Origin of the sequence: Sebaldella sp. S0638, assembly GCF_024158605.1 — a bacterium.
Lineage (GTDB): Bacteria > Fusobacteriota > Fusobacteriia > Fusobacteriales > Leptotrichiaceae > Sebaldella.
Genome location: NZ_JAMZGM010000019.1, coordinates 25,237 through 44,247 on the forward strand (window position 1 = coordinate 25,237; position 19,011 = coordinate 44,247).

Here is a 19,011-nt window from a genome sequence, read left to right on the forward strand (position 1 = left end):
AGGAAATATTAAACAGAATATGATAAAATTATGATATAATAGAATATAAAAGCTGAAAAGGAGGCTAGTAATGGTAATAGCCCAAAGTTACGAAAAACTATCTGCAAATAAAGGGAAAGTTATATTTATAGATGTAAGAACACCAAAAGAATACAGGGAAGCACATATACCCGGAGCAGTAAATATTCCGGTTTTTAGCGATAAAGACCGTGAAGTTGTGGGGACAATATATAAACAGGAAGGTAAGAGAAATGCGATAAAAGAAGCATTGAAAATCGTCGGGCCAAAAGTGCTTGATTTATATCTGCAGTTTGAAGAATGTCATAAGGGGAAAAACAGAATGGTTATTTACTGTGCAAGGGGAGGAATGAGATCTTCTGCAGTAACAGCTCTGATGAAGGAACTTTCGCTGCCGCTGATTAAGCTTGAAAACGGCTATAAAGGATACCGACAGTATATTAATGATAATCTTCCCGTACTTGTGAAAAAATTTCAGTTTGTAACATTATACGGGAAAACAGGTTCGGGAAAGACAGATATTTTGAAAAGGCTGAAAAATGAAGGATATGATATATTGGATCTGGAAGCATGTGCTAATAACCGCGGCTCTCTCTTGGGAGATATCGGTCTCGGGGAGAAATACAGCCAGAAGTACTTTGAATCTCTGGTTTTTGAGAGCCTGACAAATGCCGAAAGCAATATTGTAATAACTGAAGGTGAGAGCAGAAGAATCGGAAATATAGTTATGCCTCCGTATTTATATGAAGTATTGATAAATTCCAGAAAATTATATATAGAAACCAGTCTTGAGAGAAGGACTGAGATAATAAAAAAAGAATATCTCAAAGATGATGTCAGTAAAGAAGAAATAATCAGTTCAATAGAACGTCTTAGAAAATATATAAATGGAAAGCAGATTGAGGAATTCGTCAATGGTGTTAAAAATGAAGATTATGATAAGGTTATTAAAGACCTGATGATAAAATATTATGATAAAGCTTACAGCAGCAAAGGGAAAACCTATGAAAGAGTCTTTAACAACGATGATGAAGATAAGTGTGTAAAGGAGTTAACAGAGTATATTTTTTCTGAAAAATAGTATAATATTATCAAAATTTTTATATCAGTTATACAAAAGAGTTTAATATTTTAAATAATTAAAAAAATTTTCAGAACTCGCTGGTTCTGAATTTTTTTAGAAAAAATCAGGCCGTCAATAAGCCTGATTATTGATTATGAATAAAAGTTTTAAAATATTTGATATTATACTTGTATTAAGAGGTCTCTTAATATTTTATATTTTAAACTTTCATTCAAATTTTCTATTAAAACCAGTGTCTTATTTATTATTATGAATATGACACGAGAGTTTTGACATTACGTTGATATTTCTTTGATATAAAAATCATAAGATTATTTTATTTCTCATTTAGAACTTCTTTCCAAACATCTGATATTTTAGTGGTCTGAAAATGATAAAATATAGATGACGGATTTGGAAGAGAGTCATTTTCTGCTATTTCTGTCTGTGTTAGTTTTCTCCCGTATTTTTTGTAGTTGGTATAAAGCATGAGCTTTAGCCCCTGACGGCTGTATTTCGGAATAATTTCCCTTTTTATTTCAAAACCCGCCAGTTTTCTCAAATGGTTCAAGCTCGTAAATCTGCTCGCCAGTACTGATTTTGAATATGGGAAATTGTACTCTTTCAAATCTCTTGAAGTTGCTCCGTATATTTCTTTTCCTATTTTTATGGACATTTTTCTGTATAATTCTATTAATTCTTCATTGCTGTGAATTACACTTGTGATAACATGATTTGGTTTTTCACCCATATATTCAAGAAACTTATTCCAGCTTTTGAAGTATTTTCTGATAGTGCCGGCACTTATTCCGGTTTCTTTTTTTAACAGCTTAAATGTTACTTTTTCATACTTCTCTTTTATGCAGTTATATTGTTCTGATATATTTTCCGCAGTATATGTATATCTTTTTATTTTTACCTTAAATATTTCTTCCATTTCTTCTTTGGTCCATAGTTTTTTTATATATTTATAACTTGGAAGTCCTTCTATTCTGTCAATATCAGAAATTCTTCTTATTTCCTTTGTTTTGATTTTTTCTTTTATCAGCTTTATCAGTTTGTCTCTGTTATATTCTATACCGGAAGTGAACCCTGCTTCTATCTTGGCATTATTCCATGTATCAAAATATCTTTTTACTGTTGTGGAGCAGCAGACATTTTTGTCTTCGTTAAAGCTTTTCATGGTTATTGTTTTGTTTTTATTATAATGTGATATCATTTGTTTGATTATTTTTTCCTTATTATATAATTTCATTACAATCACCCCGGGTTTTCATGAACTGTTATAGAATGGGTTTATTTTTTTTACATCCCTCTTAAGTGCTGTCTCGTAATACAGACTAAATATTATTTTGAAAAAGAGAGAGGATTACAGAGGGTTTTTAAATATGGTAAAATGTGATGTTATATCCAAAAAGCTTTTTTTCATTTTTTTATTCCGTCCTTTCTTATTTTTTTTTAACAATGTTCGCATTTTATAAATTATACGAACATATTTATATGCTGATTCAACTGTAAATTATAGTCTGACATATTTTTAAAATTTTATTTTTTAAAAATTAAAATTGACTTTATTATTTAGTTTTAGTAAAATGTAAGTATATTTATATTTCGTATAATTTATAGAATGCGAACTTCACAATATTATGATAAATTATCGATAAAAGTAAAAAGAACCAATTTTGCTATAATAGCAGACAAATAAAGACTGTTTATAGTTGCTAAAATGATTTTCATACTAATCAATAAAATGCATCTTCAAAATTCTGTATATTCATATACAGCCTTGGAAGATGTATTTTATATTTGATATGAAAACAATATAAATTTTAAAATGTAAATAAATTTTATTGCTAATACAATTGTAAAACTAATAAAATACATAAATATAATTAATTTAATATAAATTGAAAATAATAATTGAGATAATAAAACCAGATGACAAAATTCTGCTGTGGAAATTGAAGGATCAGAAACAGACAGATTAGAGATGGTTTTTTATTTTTTTTATACTAGAAATAGAAAAAAATATTAATTTAAAATATATTAGAGATGTTAGACAATGTTAAAAATTATGATATAATTATATTGAAAGTATGGTATTTTCTACATAATACAATAACTTCAGGTATGGATGGCATAAAATAAGAAAAAAACAAAAGTCTGACATTTTTTTAAAATAGAATTTTTTTACAATTAAAATTGACTTCAAAAGTTATTTCTAGTAGAATAGAAATTATTAGACACAGTTTTCTAAACTGCTTTAGAACGAGTCGTCGATCTGGAGAAAGGCAGATTTTTTAGAGAAGATTTTATGTAAAAAAAGCTATTTTGAAATATTAAAAAAAGAACATAAAATATTATCAATGTATCAGACAACATTTTTTTTAAATGTCTAATAAAAATCTAATGAGGAGGAGCAATGAAAAAAAATAAAAAATTATTATTATCATTTCTAGCACTGAACGCAGCATTCTCACTTTATGGCGAAACTACCCCGCTAATTTCAAAGTATGACAGAATGTATAACAATACGGTGAAAAATATAAATCAAGGAAAGACTAATGAAAAAAATCACCAGGCAATACAGAAAATACTTAATAAAAAAAATAAAGAATTAAAAGATCTGTATTTACAGGGAGATTATATAGTAAAGCCGGAATACCTTGAATGGCAGGTGTTTTTTACGGGCTTTTACGGTGAGTATGGAAAAGGCGTGGATAACAGTGCAGAAAATGCAGAATATCATTCAAAAGTATCAGGATATTATGATACAAGCGGGAATTATGTAATTACAGGCGGAAACACAGGAGGACTTGCAGGCAAAGGCTACAAAGCGCTTCAGCAGCCTAAGGATATAAATCTGGGCGTAAGTATTCCTCTGAAAGGTCTTTCAAGAGATCCGCTGAATTTATCACTAACGCCGGCAGGGGAAATTAATATAAATCCCGGTTCGCAAAATATAACACCGCCGGTATTTTCAATTAATCCGGCAGTTACTACCAATACATTTAATATAGACATACCGCTTATAGTAATTAATCCACCTACTGTTCAGGCGCCGTTTTCAGTTAGGCCGCCGGGAACAGGGAACGGAGATGAGACATACACAGCATTAAGACCAACTGATATAGGAACTAATTACCGTGGTTATACAGCAATGATATCACAGTATAATCTTACAAGCGGGAATATGACAGCACATTTTTCGGGAAGCGGATACAGCGGATTAAGCAATTGTACTTCAGGAGGATGTTTAACAAGTTTTGATGTGGAAAATCTGAATGGAACAATTGACTGGAGAATTGGTAACGGTGCTAATTACGGGGCTACAGATCCAACATTGACCAATCTTACAGTAAGTTCAGCTCCAGGGGTAGGAAAAGTGGTTTATGACAGTGTAACAGCTTTGTATAAAATAACAGCGGCTGAAAAGATAGTATTGGGAATCCCCGGGAATCCAATAGGGGGAACAGCAGATAATCTGGTTATGACATTAGAGTCAAAAGCCACAGGAAATGATATGCCGCATTTAATACAGTTTGATCCTCATACGGGAACAAGCAGAAAATATGCAGCATATGCAGAAGACCATTATGGAAATGCAACGGGAAGAACAAATACTTCGGATATGGAATCAGATGGAGATAAAAGAGTACAGTATTATTATAATGTTTTGGAAAATCACGGTCTGCTCCAGCTTAAAGGAAGCAACGGACTGCTCATAGGTCTGCAGTCTCATAACGGAATTGTAAGTGCGATTTATGAAAATTACGGTGAAATGATAGGGCTTAATGACAGCAGCAGTTCTACCAATCATGTGGGACATGCTTTTATAGCAGCGCAGGCAAACAGCTATAATCACAGAAGATTCGAATTTTACAATAAAGCCGGAGCATTAGTGGAACTTCGGGCAAAAAACAGTATTGCATATTATTATGGCGATGTAAATATTTATTCTACCAACAAAACACCGCATTATAATATTTTTAACGAAGGGCGTATTGTTCTTTACGGAAGTGAAAATATAGGGATTTCTACCAATGGAGCAACACGTGAGCTGGAAGGCTCGAAGATAGTTCTTGATAAACCTGTAGAAATAAACGGGGACAAGAGTATAGGGGTAGAAATTTCAAAATTGATGGATGACGGGTATGAAACTCCGGTAAGCGAGAATCCAAGCGGAGGAACCGGGATTTATGATGCACGTCCTTCAGCAATAAGAGTGATCATAGGTAATGAAGAAAATAAATATGCCGGAAACAGTACAGGAACTAATTCAGCGGGAACTTCTTTTGACAGCAGCTATGTAGAAGATTCTGTGGGGTTATTTGTAAATAAATCCGGACTAACATACAGACTGAAAGATTTTGGATTTGAATTCGGGGAATATGCCAGATACGGAAAAATGGTGTATTTGAAAGCAGGGAGCCTGTACCTGGATAACAGAGAAACTTCAGCTATAAATATAACAGCAGGAAAAGATAACTATGTATTTATAAGTGATACAGCAGATTCAGACCTGACACTGAATCCTGACTTAAATATAGGAACTGATGCAAAACCTGTAGACGGAACAATAGGAATTCTGGGAATAAATAACGGAAAAATACATTTCGGAGCTTCAAACAGTGTAAAAACATACGGGGAAAACAGCCATGCAGTGATAATACAGAGCGGTTCTGTTCTGAATAATACCACAGCAGGACTGGATCATAGTTTTGAAGTAAAAGGAAAAGGAAGCATAGCGCTGTATGTAAATCAGGCAACAGCTGATTTTAGTGATTCCGGTGAGATAAATATAAAAGCAGTCGGCGAAAAAGCTGTAGGGGTATATAATTCATCAGGAGTGGTAAAACTGGGTCTTTCGGGTACAGGAACAGGTACTTATGAGGCAGACGGATTAAACAGCGTTTTGTTCTATAATAAAACTACAAATGCAGCAAATTCCATAGAGACATCAGGGTCGGTTTTTACTGTGAAAAACGGAGGATTATTTTCATATATAGAAAATAAACTGACTTCCCCTCAGATAAAATTTACAAATACAGGCGGAACAACACTTAATTTATCTGACGGAGCCAGAGGATTTATATATACAGGAAATAATACAACAGTGGCTGCAAGTGATATTCAGACATATTTTAACAATAATTACAGCGGTCACGGTAATATGACTGTAAACTTAAGCTCAAATGCGAGTTTATTTGTAATACAGGAGTTCGGGACTATAAGTCTTGATGATGTTAATACTGTGGCAGCTGGTACTGGAATATTCAGCCAGATAAATAATAACGGCGGGAAAAATGCTTTTCTGACTAAAGGAACACTGGTACTTAATCCTTCTTCCAATTTAGTGGATTTAGATAGTCCGTCAGAATTATATCTGAATATAGATAAAGCCCTGTTAGGAATAACAGTAAATGCCGGTGTGACAGTGAAAGGAACAAACGGCGGACAGGTAGCTTTAGCTGATGATAATTCTTACGAAGCTGCTCTGCATGTGAAAATGGAAAATAACGGAACAATTAATCTCACAGGTCTTTCATCAATTGGAATATATGCAAATAACGGGAAGATAACAAATAATAATATAATAAATGTTTTGGGAGACGATTCACTGGGGATATTCAGCGAGAATGGGACAGTGACATCAAATACCGGAACTATAAATACAGGTAACGGCGGTGTAGGAATATACGGAATATCACATCAAAATCCGGGGACTGTTCCTGCACACGGCGGGGGACTTATAGATATAACAAATACCGGAACAATAAAAGCGGGAACAGGAACGAATGCAATAGGAATATATGCTGATAATAACAGAACTGGAGGAACTGCTGCTGATGCTGTTGTTGCTCTTTCAAACGGGACAATAAATGTAAAAGATTCTGAAAATGCTGTTGGAGTGTATGTAAATAAAGGGACAGTTACAGATGCGGGTTCAAGAATTACAGTAGGTAAAAATGGTGTGGCATTATATGCCAAAGACAGCAGTGTTTCATTAAACGGAATTACAATTGACTTAAACGGGGACAATGCTCTCGGAATATTTTTGGACGGGACATCATCTATGACAACTGCCGGAACAAATACTATAAATATAGACGGACAGAATGTTACTTTATTTAATATGAACTCAAGCGGAACTGTAAGTAATAATTTCATAGTAGGAAGTGTTGCTTCAGGATCTACATATACTATCGGGAACATAGCAGGAGGAGTATTTGAATATACTGGAAACAGTGAACTTACTGCAAACGGGACACTTGTATCAGGCAAACAGTCAGCAATATATCTAAATGGATCAACAATTACTTCAAGAGCAGGTTCGACAAATGTAGCAGCAATAGCACTTGATGGTCAATACACAGGGATAACTCCTCTGCCGTCAGGAATGACAGCGGGAATTGACGGAGAAAATAACGGAACTATTATTCTGGGGGACAGTTCAGCGGGAATATACGGAAAGAACGGCTCAAGAATGAGTAATAAAGGGATAATTACTGTTGGTAATTCTTCTGCGGGATTAATGGCTTCAGGAACTGGATCAAAGGCTCTGAACAGCGGAATGATAAATGTGGGAGCCGGTTCACAGGGTATCTATCTTAAAGACGGAACAAATGCAGATAATGCAGGAACAGGAAATATAGTAAGCAGCAGTGCAGGAGCAATAGGAATATATGCAGACAATAATACCGGAATAATGCAGATAAGCAATGACGGAATTATTAATTTAGCGGGAGATAAGTCTGTAGGAGTGTATACAACAGGAACAAATAGTTTTATAATAGACAATAATTCTACAGGAATAATAACAGTGGGTGCTTCAACAAATGCTTCAGATCCGGCAATAGCAATTTACGGGTCAGTGGCAGGAAGTGTAATAACAAATCACGGGACTATCAATTCAGGTGCTGATTCAATAGGTGTTTACAGTAACAGTGGAACGGCAGACAATAACGGAGTATTTAATATAGGTGACGCAGGAATAGGAATATACTCGGCAAACGGAACTGTTAATCTGAATACCGGTTCTGCAATGAATATGGGGACAAACGGAGCAGTGGCTGTATACGGGACTTCTTCAACAGTGACTAATTCAACTAATTTGAATATAGGAAGTAATAATTACGGATTTATTCTAAAAGGCGGGTCTTTCACAAACGGAGCCGGAACAAACAGTATTCTGGGGACTGATTCTGTATATATGTACAGTACAGAAGCAATAACAGTAGTTAATGACGGTAATATAACAATGACAGGGCCGAATAATGTAGGTTTCTATATGGCTAAAGATCCTGTGAGCGGTATAGGCGGAGGAAATATTATTAACAATGCCGGAGCTGTCATAGCAGGCACAGCAGGGGATAATAACATAGGGATTTATAACTACGGCGGAACAGTGGATAACTATGGTATAGTTATGGTAGGCGGCTCAGAGCTTAAATTTGTCGACGGTACTTCAAATGTAGATGTCAAAGGCAGTAAATATTCAGTGGGAATATATGGAGAAAATGCTGCAATCACTAACTTTGCCGGCGGATTAGTAACGGCAGGTTACGGCGGTTTTGGAATAGTGGCTAAAGGCGGAACTGCGGATAACTATGGTATGATAATCACAAACGGAGATCATTCTACCGGAATGTATACAGAAGACGGGGTAATTACAAACTTCGCCGGCGGAATTATAGATGTAACAGGTAAAAATGCAATAGGAATGGCAGGAAAAGGTATAGGTTCACAGCTGATAAATCACGGAACGATAAATATAGACGGTGACGGAGCGATAGGAATGTATGGTAATGTGGGTACTGTGATTATTAACAGTTCTACAGGTATTGTAAATGTAACAGGGAATGGTCAGGCTTTTGTATCGGCTGATCCTGCAGATTCATCACACAGTGTAAGCGGCGGAGCAACATTCGTAAATGGAATAATGAGTGGGAATATAATAGAATCAATAGGAAATACACATGCATTGCCAACACTGATAAATGCAGGAATAATAAAGTCAAATGGTGTACTTGCATTAGACGGATTACAAGTAATGATAAAACCAGATCCTGCAACAAGACAGCCTTCAACAAGTCCTGATTATGATTTTGAATTATCGGGGACATCAATAATAGCTGATCAGATAACAACATCGAAGCCTATAGTGATACTTCCGGGATTTTCAGACGGAATAATTGCCAATGTGTTAAAACTGGAAGGGCTAATACAGGCAACATCAGGACAGTATGACTTTATAAGCGGATCGCTGTTATGGGAAGCTACGCCTAAAGCAACAGGAACAGGTTCTGATGTGTATATGTCAAGAAAGTCATTTACAGAATTTACAGACGGACTATGGTTTGAAGATTTTGGAAGAGCACTGGAAAATAATTATCTTAGTGCAACAGGTGACGGAATGACAATATACAATAAAACAGCCTATATAGCAAATGAAGAAAGTTTCAGACATATAACAGCAAGTCTTGCAGGAAATGTATATGCTAATATAAATCAGAGAGAGAATGATATAGCGGAAACTTTTGAGAATTCATTACACCTGTTACAAAATTCAAAAAATAATACTAAAGAAAATGTAAAGATAAGTGTAATAGCCGGAAAAGGGAAAAATAAAGAAGAAACAGACGGAGTGGTGGGTTATGATTACACTACAACGGGAGTACTGGCACTTAGGGAAGTAGAAAGAACATACAGACATACATTTGGATATTCTGCGGGATATTTACATACAGGATTCGAGTTTAATGACGGGAACAGCAGTGAAGAATGGGTAGATACTATTCAGCTCGGAGTACATAATAAATATAAGGCAGAAGGCTGGGAAGCAAGAAATGATCTCACTGGAAGAGTAAGTTTTCATAATGTGGACAGAAATATAGACTGGCCGTCGCCTCTGGGAAGATCAGAAATGAACGGAACATATGAAACTTACAGTATAACAAGTGACAATGTTATAGGGAAAAAATTCGAACTGGGCAAAAAGGCAAGTATAATGCCTTATGGAGCGTTCAGAGCAATGTATGTGACAAGACCGACATTTAGTGAAAACGGACTTGAAGCACTGGAAGTAGAAGGAAATGATGCATGGAGTGCAAAACCCAGAGCAGGAGTGGAGCTGAAAGGTGCAGTGCCTTTGGGTGCAAAATCAGCATGGAAATTAAAAGGTACACTTGATCTGGCATATGAATATGAACTTGCAGATTTGAATGAAAGAGAAAAAGCAAAATTAATAGCCATAGAAGACGGGTATCATAAATTATCAAAACCACAGGATGAAAAAGGGACATTCAGAACAAGAGCAGAAGTGGGAATAGAAGCAGAAGATAAGTATGGAGTTTTCATTACCGGGGAGTACTTAACCGGAGAAGATAAAGAAAATGACTACAGAGCAGGAGTAACATTAAAAGCAGTATTTTAAAGAAATAAATAGAAAGGCAGTTATTTGGATTATTCAAAACTGCCTTTTTTATTTTATAAAAAATTATAATACAATGATCAGAATAAAAAACTCAAGAAAAGTTTAAATAATTCAAATATCATTTTTGTTAAAATTTAATTGACAAAATCGCGATATTTTATAATTTTATATTAATGTTATTTTCTTGATTATATCTGAAATATAGTGCATATACATTTGTAATTGTAATGAAAATCATAAAATAAATTAATATATAATAAATTAATACTAATATTTTAAATAATGAAATTGTCAGATAAATTGAATTTTTTACAATAAAAATAGATTATTATATTGATAAAAAAAAATATAATAAAGAAATACAGATCAAAAAATTAAAATGAACGTTAGATTATTTATGTATTTTTGGTATAATTATAATTAAGTCTGATGAATTTTGTTTGTATATTTTTAATTTGATAAGTAAAAATTTTGTCAATTAATAAAATCTAATATAAAAATTTTCTGACAGGATTTTTTTTAATAGTCTGTAAATTTTATAAGAATTATTATATGCGGCTATGTTAAAAAATGTAAGGGAGTTTTAGTAAGAACATTTAAGTTGATTTGTTTTATAGATATATAGAATTTATATTAGAAAAGTGAGATTTTCTAATATTTTCAGCTATTATTTAAAATGCATACAAATTATGATTTTGTTAGAATATCGGCAGAAGATAAAAAGATATTGTAAAATTTTAGTTATATAAAAATAAGGAGGTGTAAATAAGGTATTGTAGTTTTTCATTTATTTGTCTTACCGGACTTACCGGAATGTATTGAAAGATTTTATAATGAAGAGAAAATAATAAAAAAGTGTAATTTTGGGATGTTGAAAGATATAGAAAAAAGATAAGGGGGAATAAATTTAAAGACAATAAAAATTATAACTTTAATAGTGGATCAAGGAGGAAAAATGAAAAGAAGTAAAAAATTATTATTATCATTTCTAGCACTGAATGCAGCACTACCAGGATATGCTGCAGGTGCAGGCAATACAGCAACATTAAATTATGACAGATTATATAATAATATGACAAAAAATCTGGAACAGGGAAAATCAAACGGGAAAAATTATGAACTTATAGAAAAAGCACTGAATCAGAGAAATAAAGAATTAAAAAATTTGTATCTGCAGAGTGATTATATTGTAAAACCGGAATATCTGGAATGGCAGATTTTTGCCGGTGCATTTTATGAAGAGCATGGAAAAGGTGTAGATAACACAAAGGAAAATGCAAGATATCATTCACAGATATCGGGATACTATGATGAAGACGGGAATTATGTGACAACAAGCGGTTCAATAAACGGGATGGACGGTAAACCTTATCAGGCTTTGCAGCAGCCTAAAAATATAAATTTAGGGGTCAGTATTCCTATGAAAGGGATGACTAAGGAGCCTTTGGATCTGGTGTTGGCGCCAACAGGGGAAATAAAGGTTAATCCTATCACCTATAATTTTGCTGTACCATCAGGTGTGACAATTCCACAAGTAAGTGTAATAGAATTTCAGCCGCTAGCTCCGGATTTAACTGCTCCAACACCTATTTCCGTGAATCCTATAAGTTTATCATTTCCGGGAAGCGGAAATGGAGATAACACATGGTTTGGCGTAAGTGGAAATAATGCACCGATAAGCCAACAATCTATGGTAGGTGCCGGAGGAGGAAGAGGTGTTTTTGAAACATTGTTTCCAAGTGGATCAACAGTAAATCAATATATCAATAATACAACGTTACAAGGTTATATGTCAGGGCATACGAATAAATCAGGAGCTGAACATACAGAAAATGGTTACACATTCAGCGGAACAACTTCATTTGGCAGTATGCTTCTGGTAGGTGGAGAATATATACCTATTACAAATATGGATTTGACAGGATTAAGGCTGTCAGGAACAAGTAACCTCGCACTTTTTCATACAGATTCTCATAATAATTACGGAAGTTCTATATGGGATTTGAACAATACAAATGTTACTTTGAAAGGAGAAGGTGCAATTTTGTATGATGTTCAATATCACAGCGGCGGCAGCGGCGGAGACTCAGGAATGGTATTTGATAATGGAACATTAACAGCAGATAATAGCACATCGTATACTACTTTGTATGATGGTAGTACAAAAACTTATGCAGCAAAGAATAGATATGTATTTGTTACAATAGCTGCCACTGGGACATTAAACAGATATTTATATTTTAAAAATGAATCAGGAGGGAAAATTTATCTTAACGGAACTGGAGATACATTGATGAATTTTGCTTCTGAAGATAGTACTAGCTATGGTGGAACATATTTTGAGAACAGAGGAACAATAGAACTTAACGGTACAAAATCTATGGGTGCGGTATTTGCAAGAGAATACACAAGATCATGGGTTAGATTTGAAAATGCTTTAAATTTGAACGGGGACAAAAGTGTCGGAGCTGCATTTACATATAACTTTAATACAAACGCAGCATCCGGAGCAGGGGCTTCACCAGCACCTGTAGTTAATTATGAAAGAGCTCAGGTTCAGGATTCAGTATTTAATATAAAAATAGGTGAAAAATCTAATCCAAGTGATGCAGATTCAAATGATACTGCAATATTAGGAAACAGCACAGCATTGGTAGAAGAAGCAACAGCTTTGTATTTCAATAATTCAAGCGGAACAATGAAAGATTATAAAATAATGCATGCACAGCTTGATGCTCTGGAATATGCAAAAAGAGCCACACTGGTATCAATAGTTAAGGGGAAAGTAATTTTAGACGGTACGGATACAGCAAACAGAATGAAAATAGACGGAGGTACTTCAAAAACCGGAATAAACAATATAGCAATATATGCAGGAGCAACAGGAACTCCAGCATCAACACAATCAGAGATAGAAAGTTATATTCCGATAATGATAACAAATTCTGATTTATCGACAGCTATTTTTGGAGAAAAAAAAGCTAAAATAACAAGTGCTGGTGATATTACAATCTCTGGAAGCAACGGAGCAAAGGGAATAATTGTTGACAGTAATGCACAGGCAACAATCAGCGGAAAGATAACTCTTACAAATGGAGGAGTATATACAGATTCATCAAATGTAAAAACGGGTTCAGTAGTAATAGGTGCAATGGGAAATTCATCATTAACAAGTACGGGATTAATAACAGCGGATGTTTATGGTAAGGAGTCAATAGCTGTTTATGCTGATAATTCGACAGTTACATTACAAAATACAGGTTCAAGTATAAAAGCACTGGATGGTGCATTTGCAATGACTGCTATTAATAACGGTACTATTAAATATGCTGGTAACTATATAGAAACAGGGCAAAAATCATTAATGTTTTACCTTGATAATACAGGGAAAATAGAGATAACATCACCAACTACTGCCAAAATAACTGGAGCTGCAAATGCAACTGACAGAGGAACAGCATTTTACTATAAGTCCCCTACAGCATATGGAACATTTAATTCAACTGATATTTCTACATATTTTACAAATAGATACAACGCAAGCTTGGGAAATTTGACACTTAATATGGATGCTGGTTCGAGACTGTTTATTGTGGATAATGTGGCAATGAATCTATCAAGTACAAATATATCAATGGGTTCTGTGACAAATGCACCGATAATAAATGGAAGTTCATATAAAACATTTATGTTATATCAGAGTGATTTGACAATAGATAAAGCAATAAATCTGGATTCAGCAACAGATGATTATAATAATTTAGAAATAGTGACTTCAAAAATAACAAATAACGGATTTAACATAACGGGAACTACCGCAGGTCAAACTGGAATGGCACAGGAAAACGGACTTGACCTTACATCAATGCCATTAGTAAGATCAACTGTAACTTTGACAAATAATAACGGAATAATTTCTCTTGGAGGAGCAAATTCAATAGGGATGTATACAAGCAATGGAGAAATTTATAATAATGGAACAGGAAAGATAAATACAACAGGGGATAATTCAATAGGAATTTATGCAGTAAACGGCACTAAAGTAGATACAGCAGTAGGGACAGTGATAAATATAGGTAAAAATGGAGTAGGGATATTCGCAGAGGGATATAAACAAGGAACAGCACAGGTTTTTGGAGACGGGAAACTTGATATAAAGAATAGCGGACTCATAAAGTCAGGAACGGGAGCTAATGCAATAGGAATATATCTTAATAATAATTCAGGAGCAGCTGTTAGTGACTCTAAACTTAATTTATCTAATGGAACTGTAGATGTAAGCGATTCTGAAAACGCAGTAGGAGTGTATGTAAACAAAGGAACAATAACAGATACAGGATCAATAATAACTGTAGGTAAAAACGGCGTGGCTCTTTATGCCAAAGACAGTAATGTAGCATTAACAGGAGCTACAATTAATTTATATGGTGATAATGCACTAGGACTCTATCTTGACGGAACAACAAGTTTTACAGGGACAGGGAATGTCAATATAAGCGGGCAAAATATAGTATTATTTAATATGAATTCGAGCGGAACGATTTCTAATAACTTTAATGTGGGAGCTATTACTGCGGGATCATCATATACTCTGGGGAATATAGTAGGAGGAGCATTTAAATATACAGGAAACAGTAACCTTGCATCAAATGGAACACTGGTAACAGGAAAAAATTCTGCAATATATCTGGACGGCTCTGCAATAACTTCCGCTTCAGGTTCCACTAATGTAGCTGCTGTAGCCCTTGACGGACAGTATACAGGAATACTTCCGGCGGGAATGACAGCAGGAACAGACGGTGATAACAACGGAATCATAACTTTGGGAGACAGTTCAGTAGGTCTATATGGTAAAAACGGCTCAAGATTAATCAACAGAGGGACAATAACTGTCGCCAATGCATCAGCAGGGGTAATGACTTCGGGAACAGGTTCCAGCGCTGAAAACAATGGAACGATAAATCTGGGAACAGGTTCTCAGGGGATATATCTAAAAGACGGAGTAAGTATAATCAATACAGCAACAGGAAATATCATAAGTACAGGAACCGGAACAGTGGGATTATTTGCTGATAATAATGCTGCAACAGTAATGAATGTCACAAACAGCGGAATAATTGATTTAGGCGGTGACAAATCAATCGGGATATATTCAAAAGGAGCTGTCTCTGCAGCAATAAATAATGATACAGGAGCAGTGATAAAAGTCGGTGCTTCTGCAAATGCACTGGATCCCGCAATAGGAATATACAGTGAAACAGCCGGAGATACAATAACAAATTCAGGAACTGTAACATCAGGAGCAAATTCAATAGGGATATACAGCAGCAACGGAATAGTTAATAATAACGGCGTAGTAAATACAGGTGATTCAGGTGTAGGAATCTACACAATGAACGGTACGGTTAATTTAGGCGGAAGTTCGGCATTTAATATTGGAACAAACGGAGCAGTGGGTGTATACGGTGTATTTTCTGCAGTAACAAGTTCAACAAATTTTACTGTAGGTGATCATAATTACGGATTTATACTAAAAGGCGGATCATTTGCAAATAATACAGGGACAAACAGTACTATAGGTACAGATTCAGTATTTATGTACAGCCAGCAGGGAACAGCAGTAACAAATACAGGAAACCTCACAATGACAGGAACAGATAATGTAGGATTCTATCTGGATAAGGATTCAAACAATGTCGGCGGTGCTGTAATGACTAATAACGGTACTATAACAGGGATCGCAGGAAATAATAACGTAGGAATCTATAATTACGGCGGAACAGTTGATAACTACGGAACAGTATCTGTAGGCGGTTCTGATCTTGTATTTTCAAAAGGCGCAGTAGATACTGACAAGAGTAAATACGCAGTAGGAATATACGGAGAAAATGCTGCAATTATAAACCACAATGGAGCAACAGTTTCAGCTGGTTACGGAGGATACGGAATAGTAGCTAAAGGCGGAACAGGAAGCAACTTCGGTACGGTAACAACAAACGGGGATTATTCAGTGGGAATGTTTACTGAAGGCGGAACAGTTACCAATGAACTCGGCGGAGTAATTAATGTAACAGGTGATAATGCAATAGGAATGGCAGGAAAAGGGGCTAATTCATATATAACAAACCACGGAACGATAAATATAACAGGTAATGAAACTATAGGAATGTATGGTAATGCAGGAACAATAATTACAAACACAGGAATAATTAATATTTCAGGAAACGGTCAGGCATTTGTATCGGCAGAACCTGATAATACTTCCCACAGTGTAGGAGGAGGAACTGCTACTATAAACGGAGTAGCGGATAATGTGATTCAGGGGACTGGAAATACATATGCATTGCCTACGCTTATAAATGCAGGAATAATAAAAACTGACGGAGTACTTGCTCTGAACGGAATTCAGATATTAATTAAAACAGATATCAGCACAAGGCAGCCGTCAAGTGACCCTGATTATGATTTCGTGGTATCCGGGACATCATTGATAGCAGATGAAATATTAACATCAAACCCTATAGTAATAATGCCGGGTTATGCAGATGGGACAAATGCAGATGTGTATAAGCTGGAAGGGTTGATACAGGCAACAGCGGGTAGATATGATTTTGTAAGCGGTTCGTTATTATGGGAAGCAACTCCGAAAGTAACTGCAACAGGTGCTGACATATATATGTCAAGAAAGTCGTTTACTGATTTTACTGACGGCTTATGGTTTGAAGATTTTGGAACAGCATTAGAAAAAAATTATGCTACTGCAACAGGGGACGGGATAGCAATATACAATAAAACCGGGTATATAGCAGACGAACAGAGTTTTAGAAATATAATGGGAAGTCTTGCAGGAAATGTGTATGCTAACATAAATCAGAGAGAGAATGATATAGCAAATGCACTTGAAAATTCATTACACTTAATGCAGAATTCAGTAAATAATACAAAAGAAAATGTAAAAGTAAATATAATAGCAGGAAAAGGTAAAAATAAAGAAGAAACAGACGGTGTAACAAGTTATGACTATAGCACTACAGGGGCATTGGCTTTACGTGAAGTAGAGAGAACATACAGACATACATTTGGTTATTCATTGGGATATCTGCATACAGGATTTGAATTTAATGACGGTAACAGCAGTGAAGAATGGGTGGACACAATACAGCTCGGAGTGCATAATAAATATAAAGCAAATGACTGGCAGTTAAGAAATGATCTTACAGGAAGAGTGAGCTTCCATAATATTGACAGAAACATAGACTGGCCGTCTCCTCTTGGAAGATCAGAAATGAACGGTACTTACGAGACGTACAGTATAACAAGTGACAATATACTTGGCAAAGAATTCGGACTCGGGAAAAAAGCAAGTATAATGCCATATGGAGCATTTAAAGCAATGTATGTAACAAGACCGGCATTTAGTGAAAAAGGTCTGGAAGCACTGGAAGTAGAAGGAAATGACGCATGGAGCGTTAAGCCTAGAGCAGGAGTGGAATTAAAAGGTGCGGTACCGCTTGGAGCAAATACGGCATGGCAGCTGAAAGGTGTGTTGGATCTGGCTTATGAATATGAACTTGCTGATCTGAACGAAAGAGAGAAAGCAAGGCTGGTAGCAATAGAAGACGGATATCATAATTTATCAAAACCGCAGGATGAAGAAGGGATATTCAGAACGAGAGCATCAATAGGGGTAGAGGTAGAGGACAGATATGGAATATTCCTCACAGGAGAGTATTCAAAGGGAAATGATAAGGAAAATGACTACAGAGCAGGTGTAGTATTTAAAGCAGTATTTTAATTGAAACAGTTATAAAAAAAACAGAACCTTTGTTTTGTTATTGCCAGTATTTTTGGAATAGCAGAAAGAGGTTCTGTTTGCCGTATTTATAAAAAGTATTTATTTCTAAAAGTCAAATAACAGATTTTTTACTTACAAGGATATGAAATTTTTTGATTATTTTACATTGTTTTTAAAAAAAAATTATGTTATAATTTATTGGTTGTAAAATATATATTTTTATTGAAATATTCTGTGGGTCATAGAATTTCAAATATGTAGTACAAATATCCGGGGTTTGATTCAGAATATTTATATTTTTTATTGTTCAAATAGGTTATGTTATTTAATGTAAATTAAAAATTATATGTTTTGATAAAGTTAATGTATGACATAATATTCGTATAAATTTAATAATACGAAAATTATATAATGATTATAGTACAGTAATAATATATATTTTTTTAAAAATTGAAAATAGGTAATGACTATGCATAAGTTTTGATTTGATACTTAGAAATAGAGAGTTATACATGATTATTTCAGTCGTATTATTAAATAAATGCGACTATTTTATTTTGAAAATAATTTCCCGGAATAATCAGAATAAAATTTAATTTTATAGGAGGTGATATTTTTTTAAACAGAAAAGCGATAAACAACAGTGAGAGATTCTTTTAGTGACGGGAAAATATCAGGAGTAAGCTGTCAAAAAAAACA

The 19,011-nt window shown here is 34.6% G+C and carries 4 protein-coding genes; 3 read left to right on the top strand and 1 reads right to left on the bottom strand.

The features are described 5' to 3' along the window. The first annotated feature begins 70 nt into the window (after positions 1-70). Positions 71-1,099, top strand: a complete 1,029-nt coding sequence (gene mnmH, locus NK213_RS07485) for a tRNA 2-selenouridine(34) synthase MnmH (RefSeq protein ID WP_253348285.1) — start codon at positions 71-73, stop codon at positions 1,097-1,099. A gap of 319 nt (positions 1,100-1,418) precedes the next feature. Here the strand turns inward: mnmH and NK213_RS07490 are convergent, their stop codons facing one another. Then, the gene (locus tag NK213_RS07490) at positions 1,419-2,336 is read right to left on the bottom strand and encodes a hypothetical protein (protein ID WP_253348286.1); all 918 of its coding nucleotides are present in this window, start codon (positions 2,334-2,336) and stop codon (positions 1,419-1,421) included. A gap of 1,167 nt (positions 2,337-3,503) precedes the next feature. Between NK213_RS07490 and NK213_RS07495 the strand changes: the two genes are divergently transcribed. Next, positions 3,504-10,517: an autotransporter domain-containing protein gene (locus tag NK213_RS07495; protein ID WP_253348287.1), complete on the top strand. Its 7,014-nt coding sequence runs from the start codon at positions 3,504-3,506 to the stop codon at positions 10,515-10,517. 955 nt (positions 10,518-11,472) lie between these two features. Next, positions 11,473-18,312, top strand: a complete 6,840-nt coding sequence (locus tag NK213_RS07500) for an autotransporter domain-containing protein (RefSeq protein WP_253348288.1) — start codon at positions 11,473-11,475, stop codon at positions 18,310-18,312. Positions 18,313-19,011 lie beyond the last annotated feature (699 nt).

Coding starts and splice junctions, on each gene's coding strand:
- mnmH (WP_253348285.1), top strand. CDS start 71: ATGGTAATAGCCCAAAGTTACGAAAAACTATCTGCAAATAAAGGGAAA.
- NK213_RS07490 (WP_253348286.1), bottom strand. CDS start 2,336: ATGAAATTATATAATAAGGAAAAAATAATCAAACAAATGATATCACAT.
- NK213_RS07495 (WP_253348287.1), top strand. CDS start 3,504: ATGAAAAAAAATAAAAAATTATTATTATCATTTCTAGCACTGAACGCA.
- NK213_RS07500 (WP_253348288.1), top strand. CDS start 11,473: ATGAAAAGAAGTAAAAAATTATTATTATCATTTCTAGCACTGAATGCA.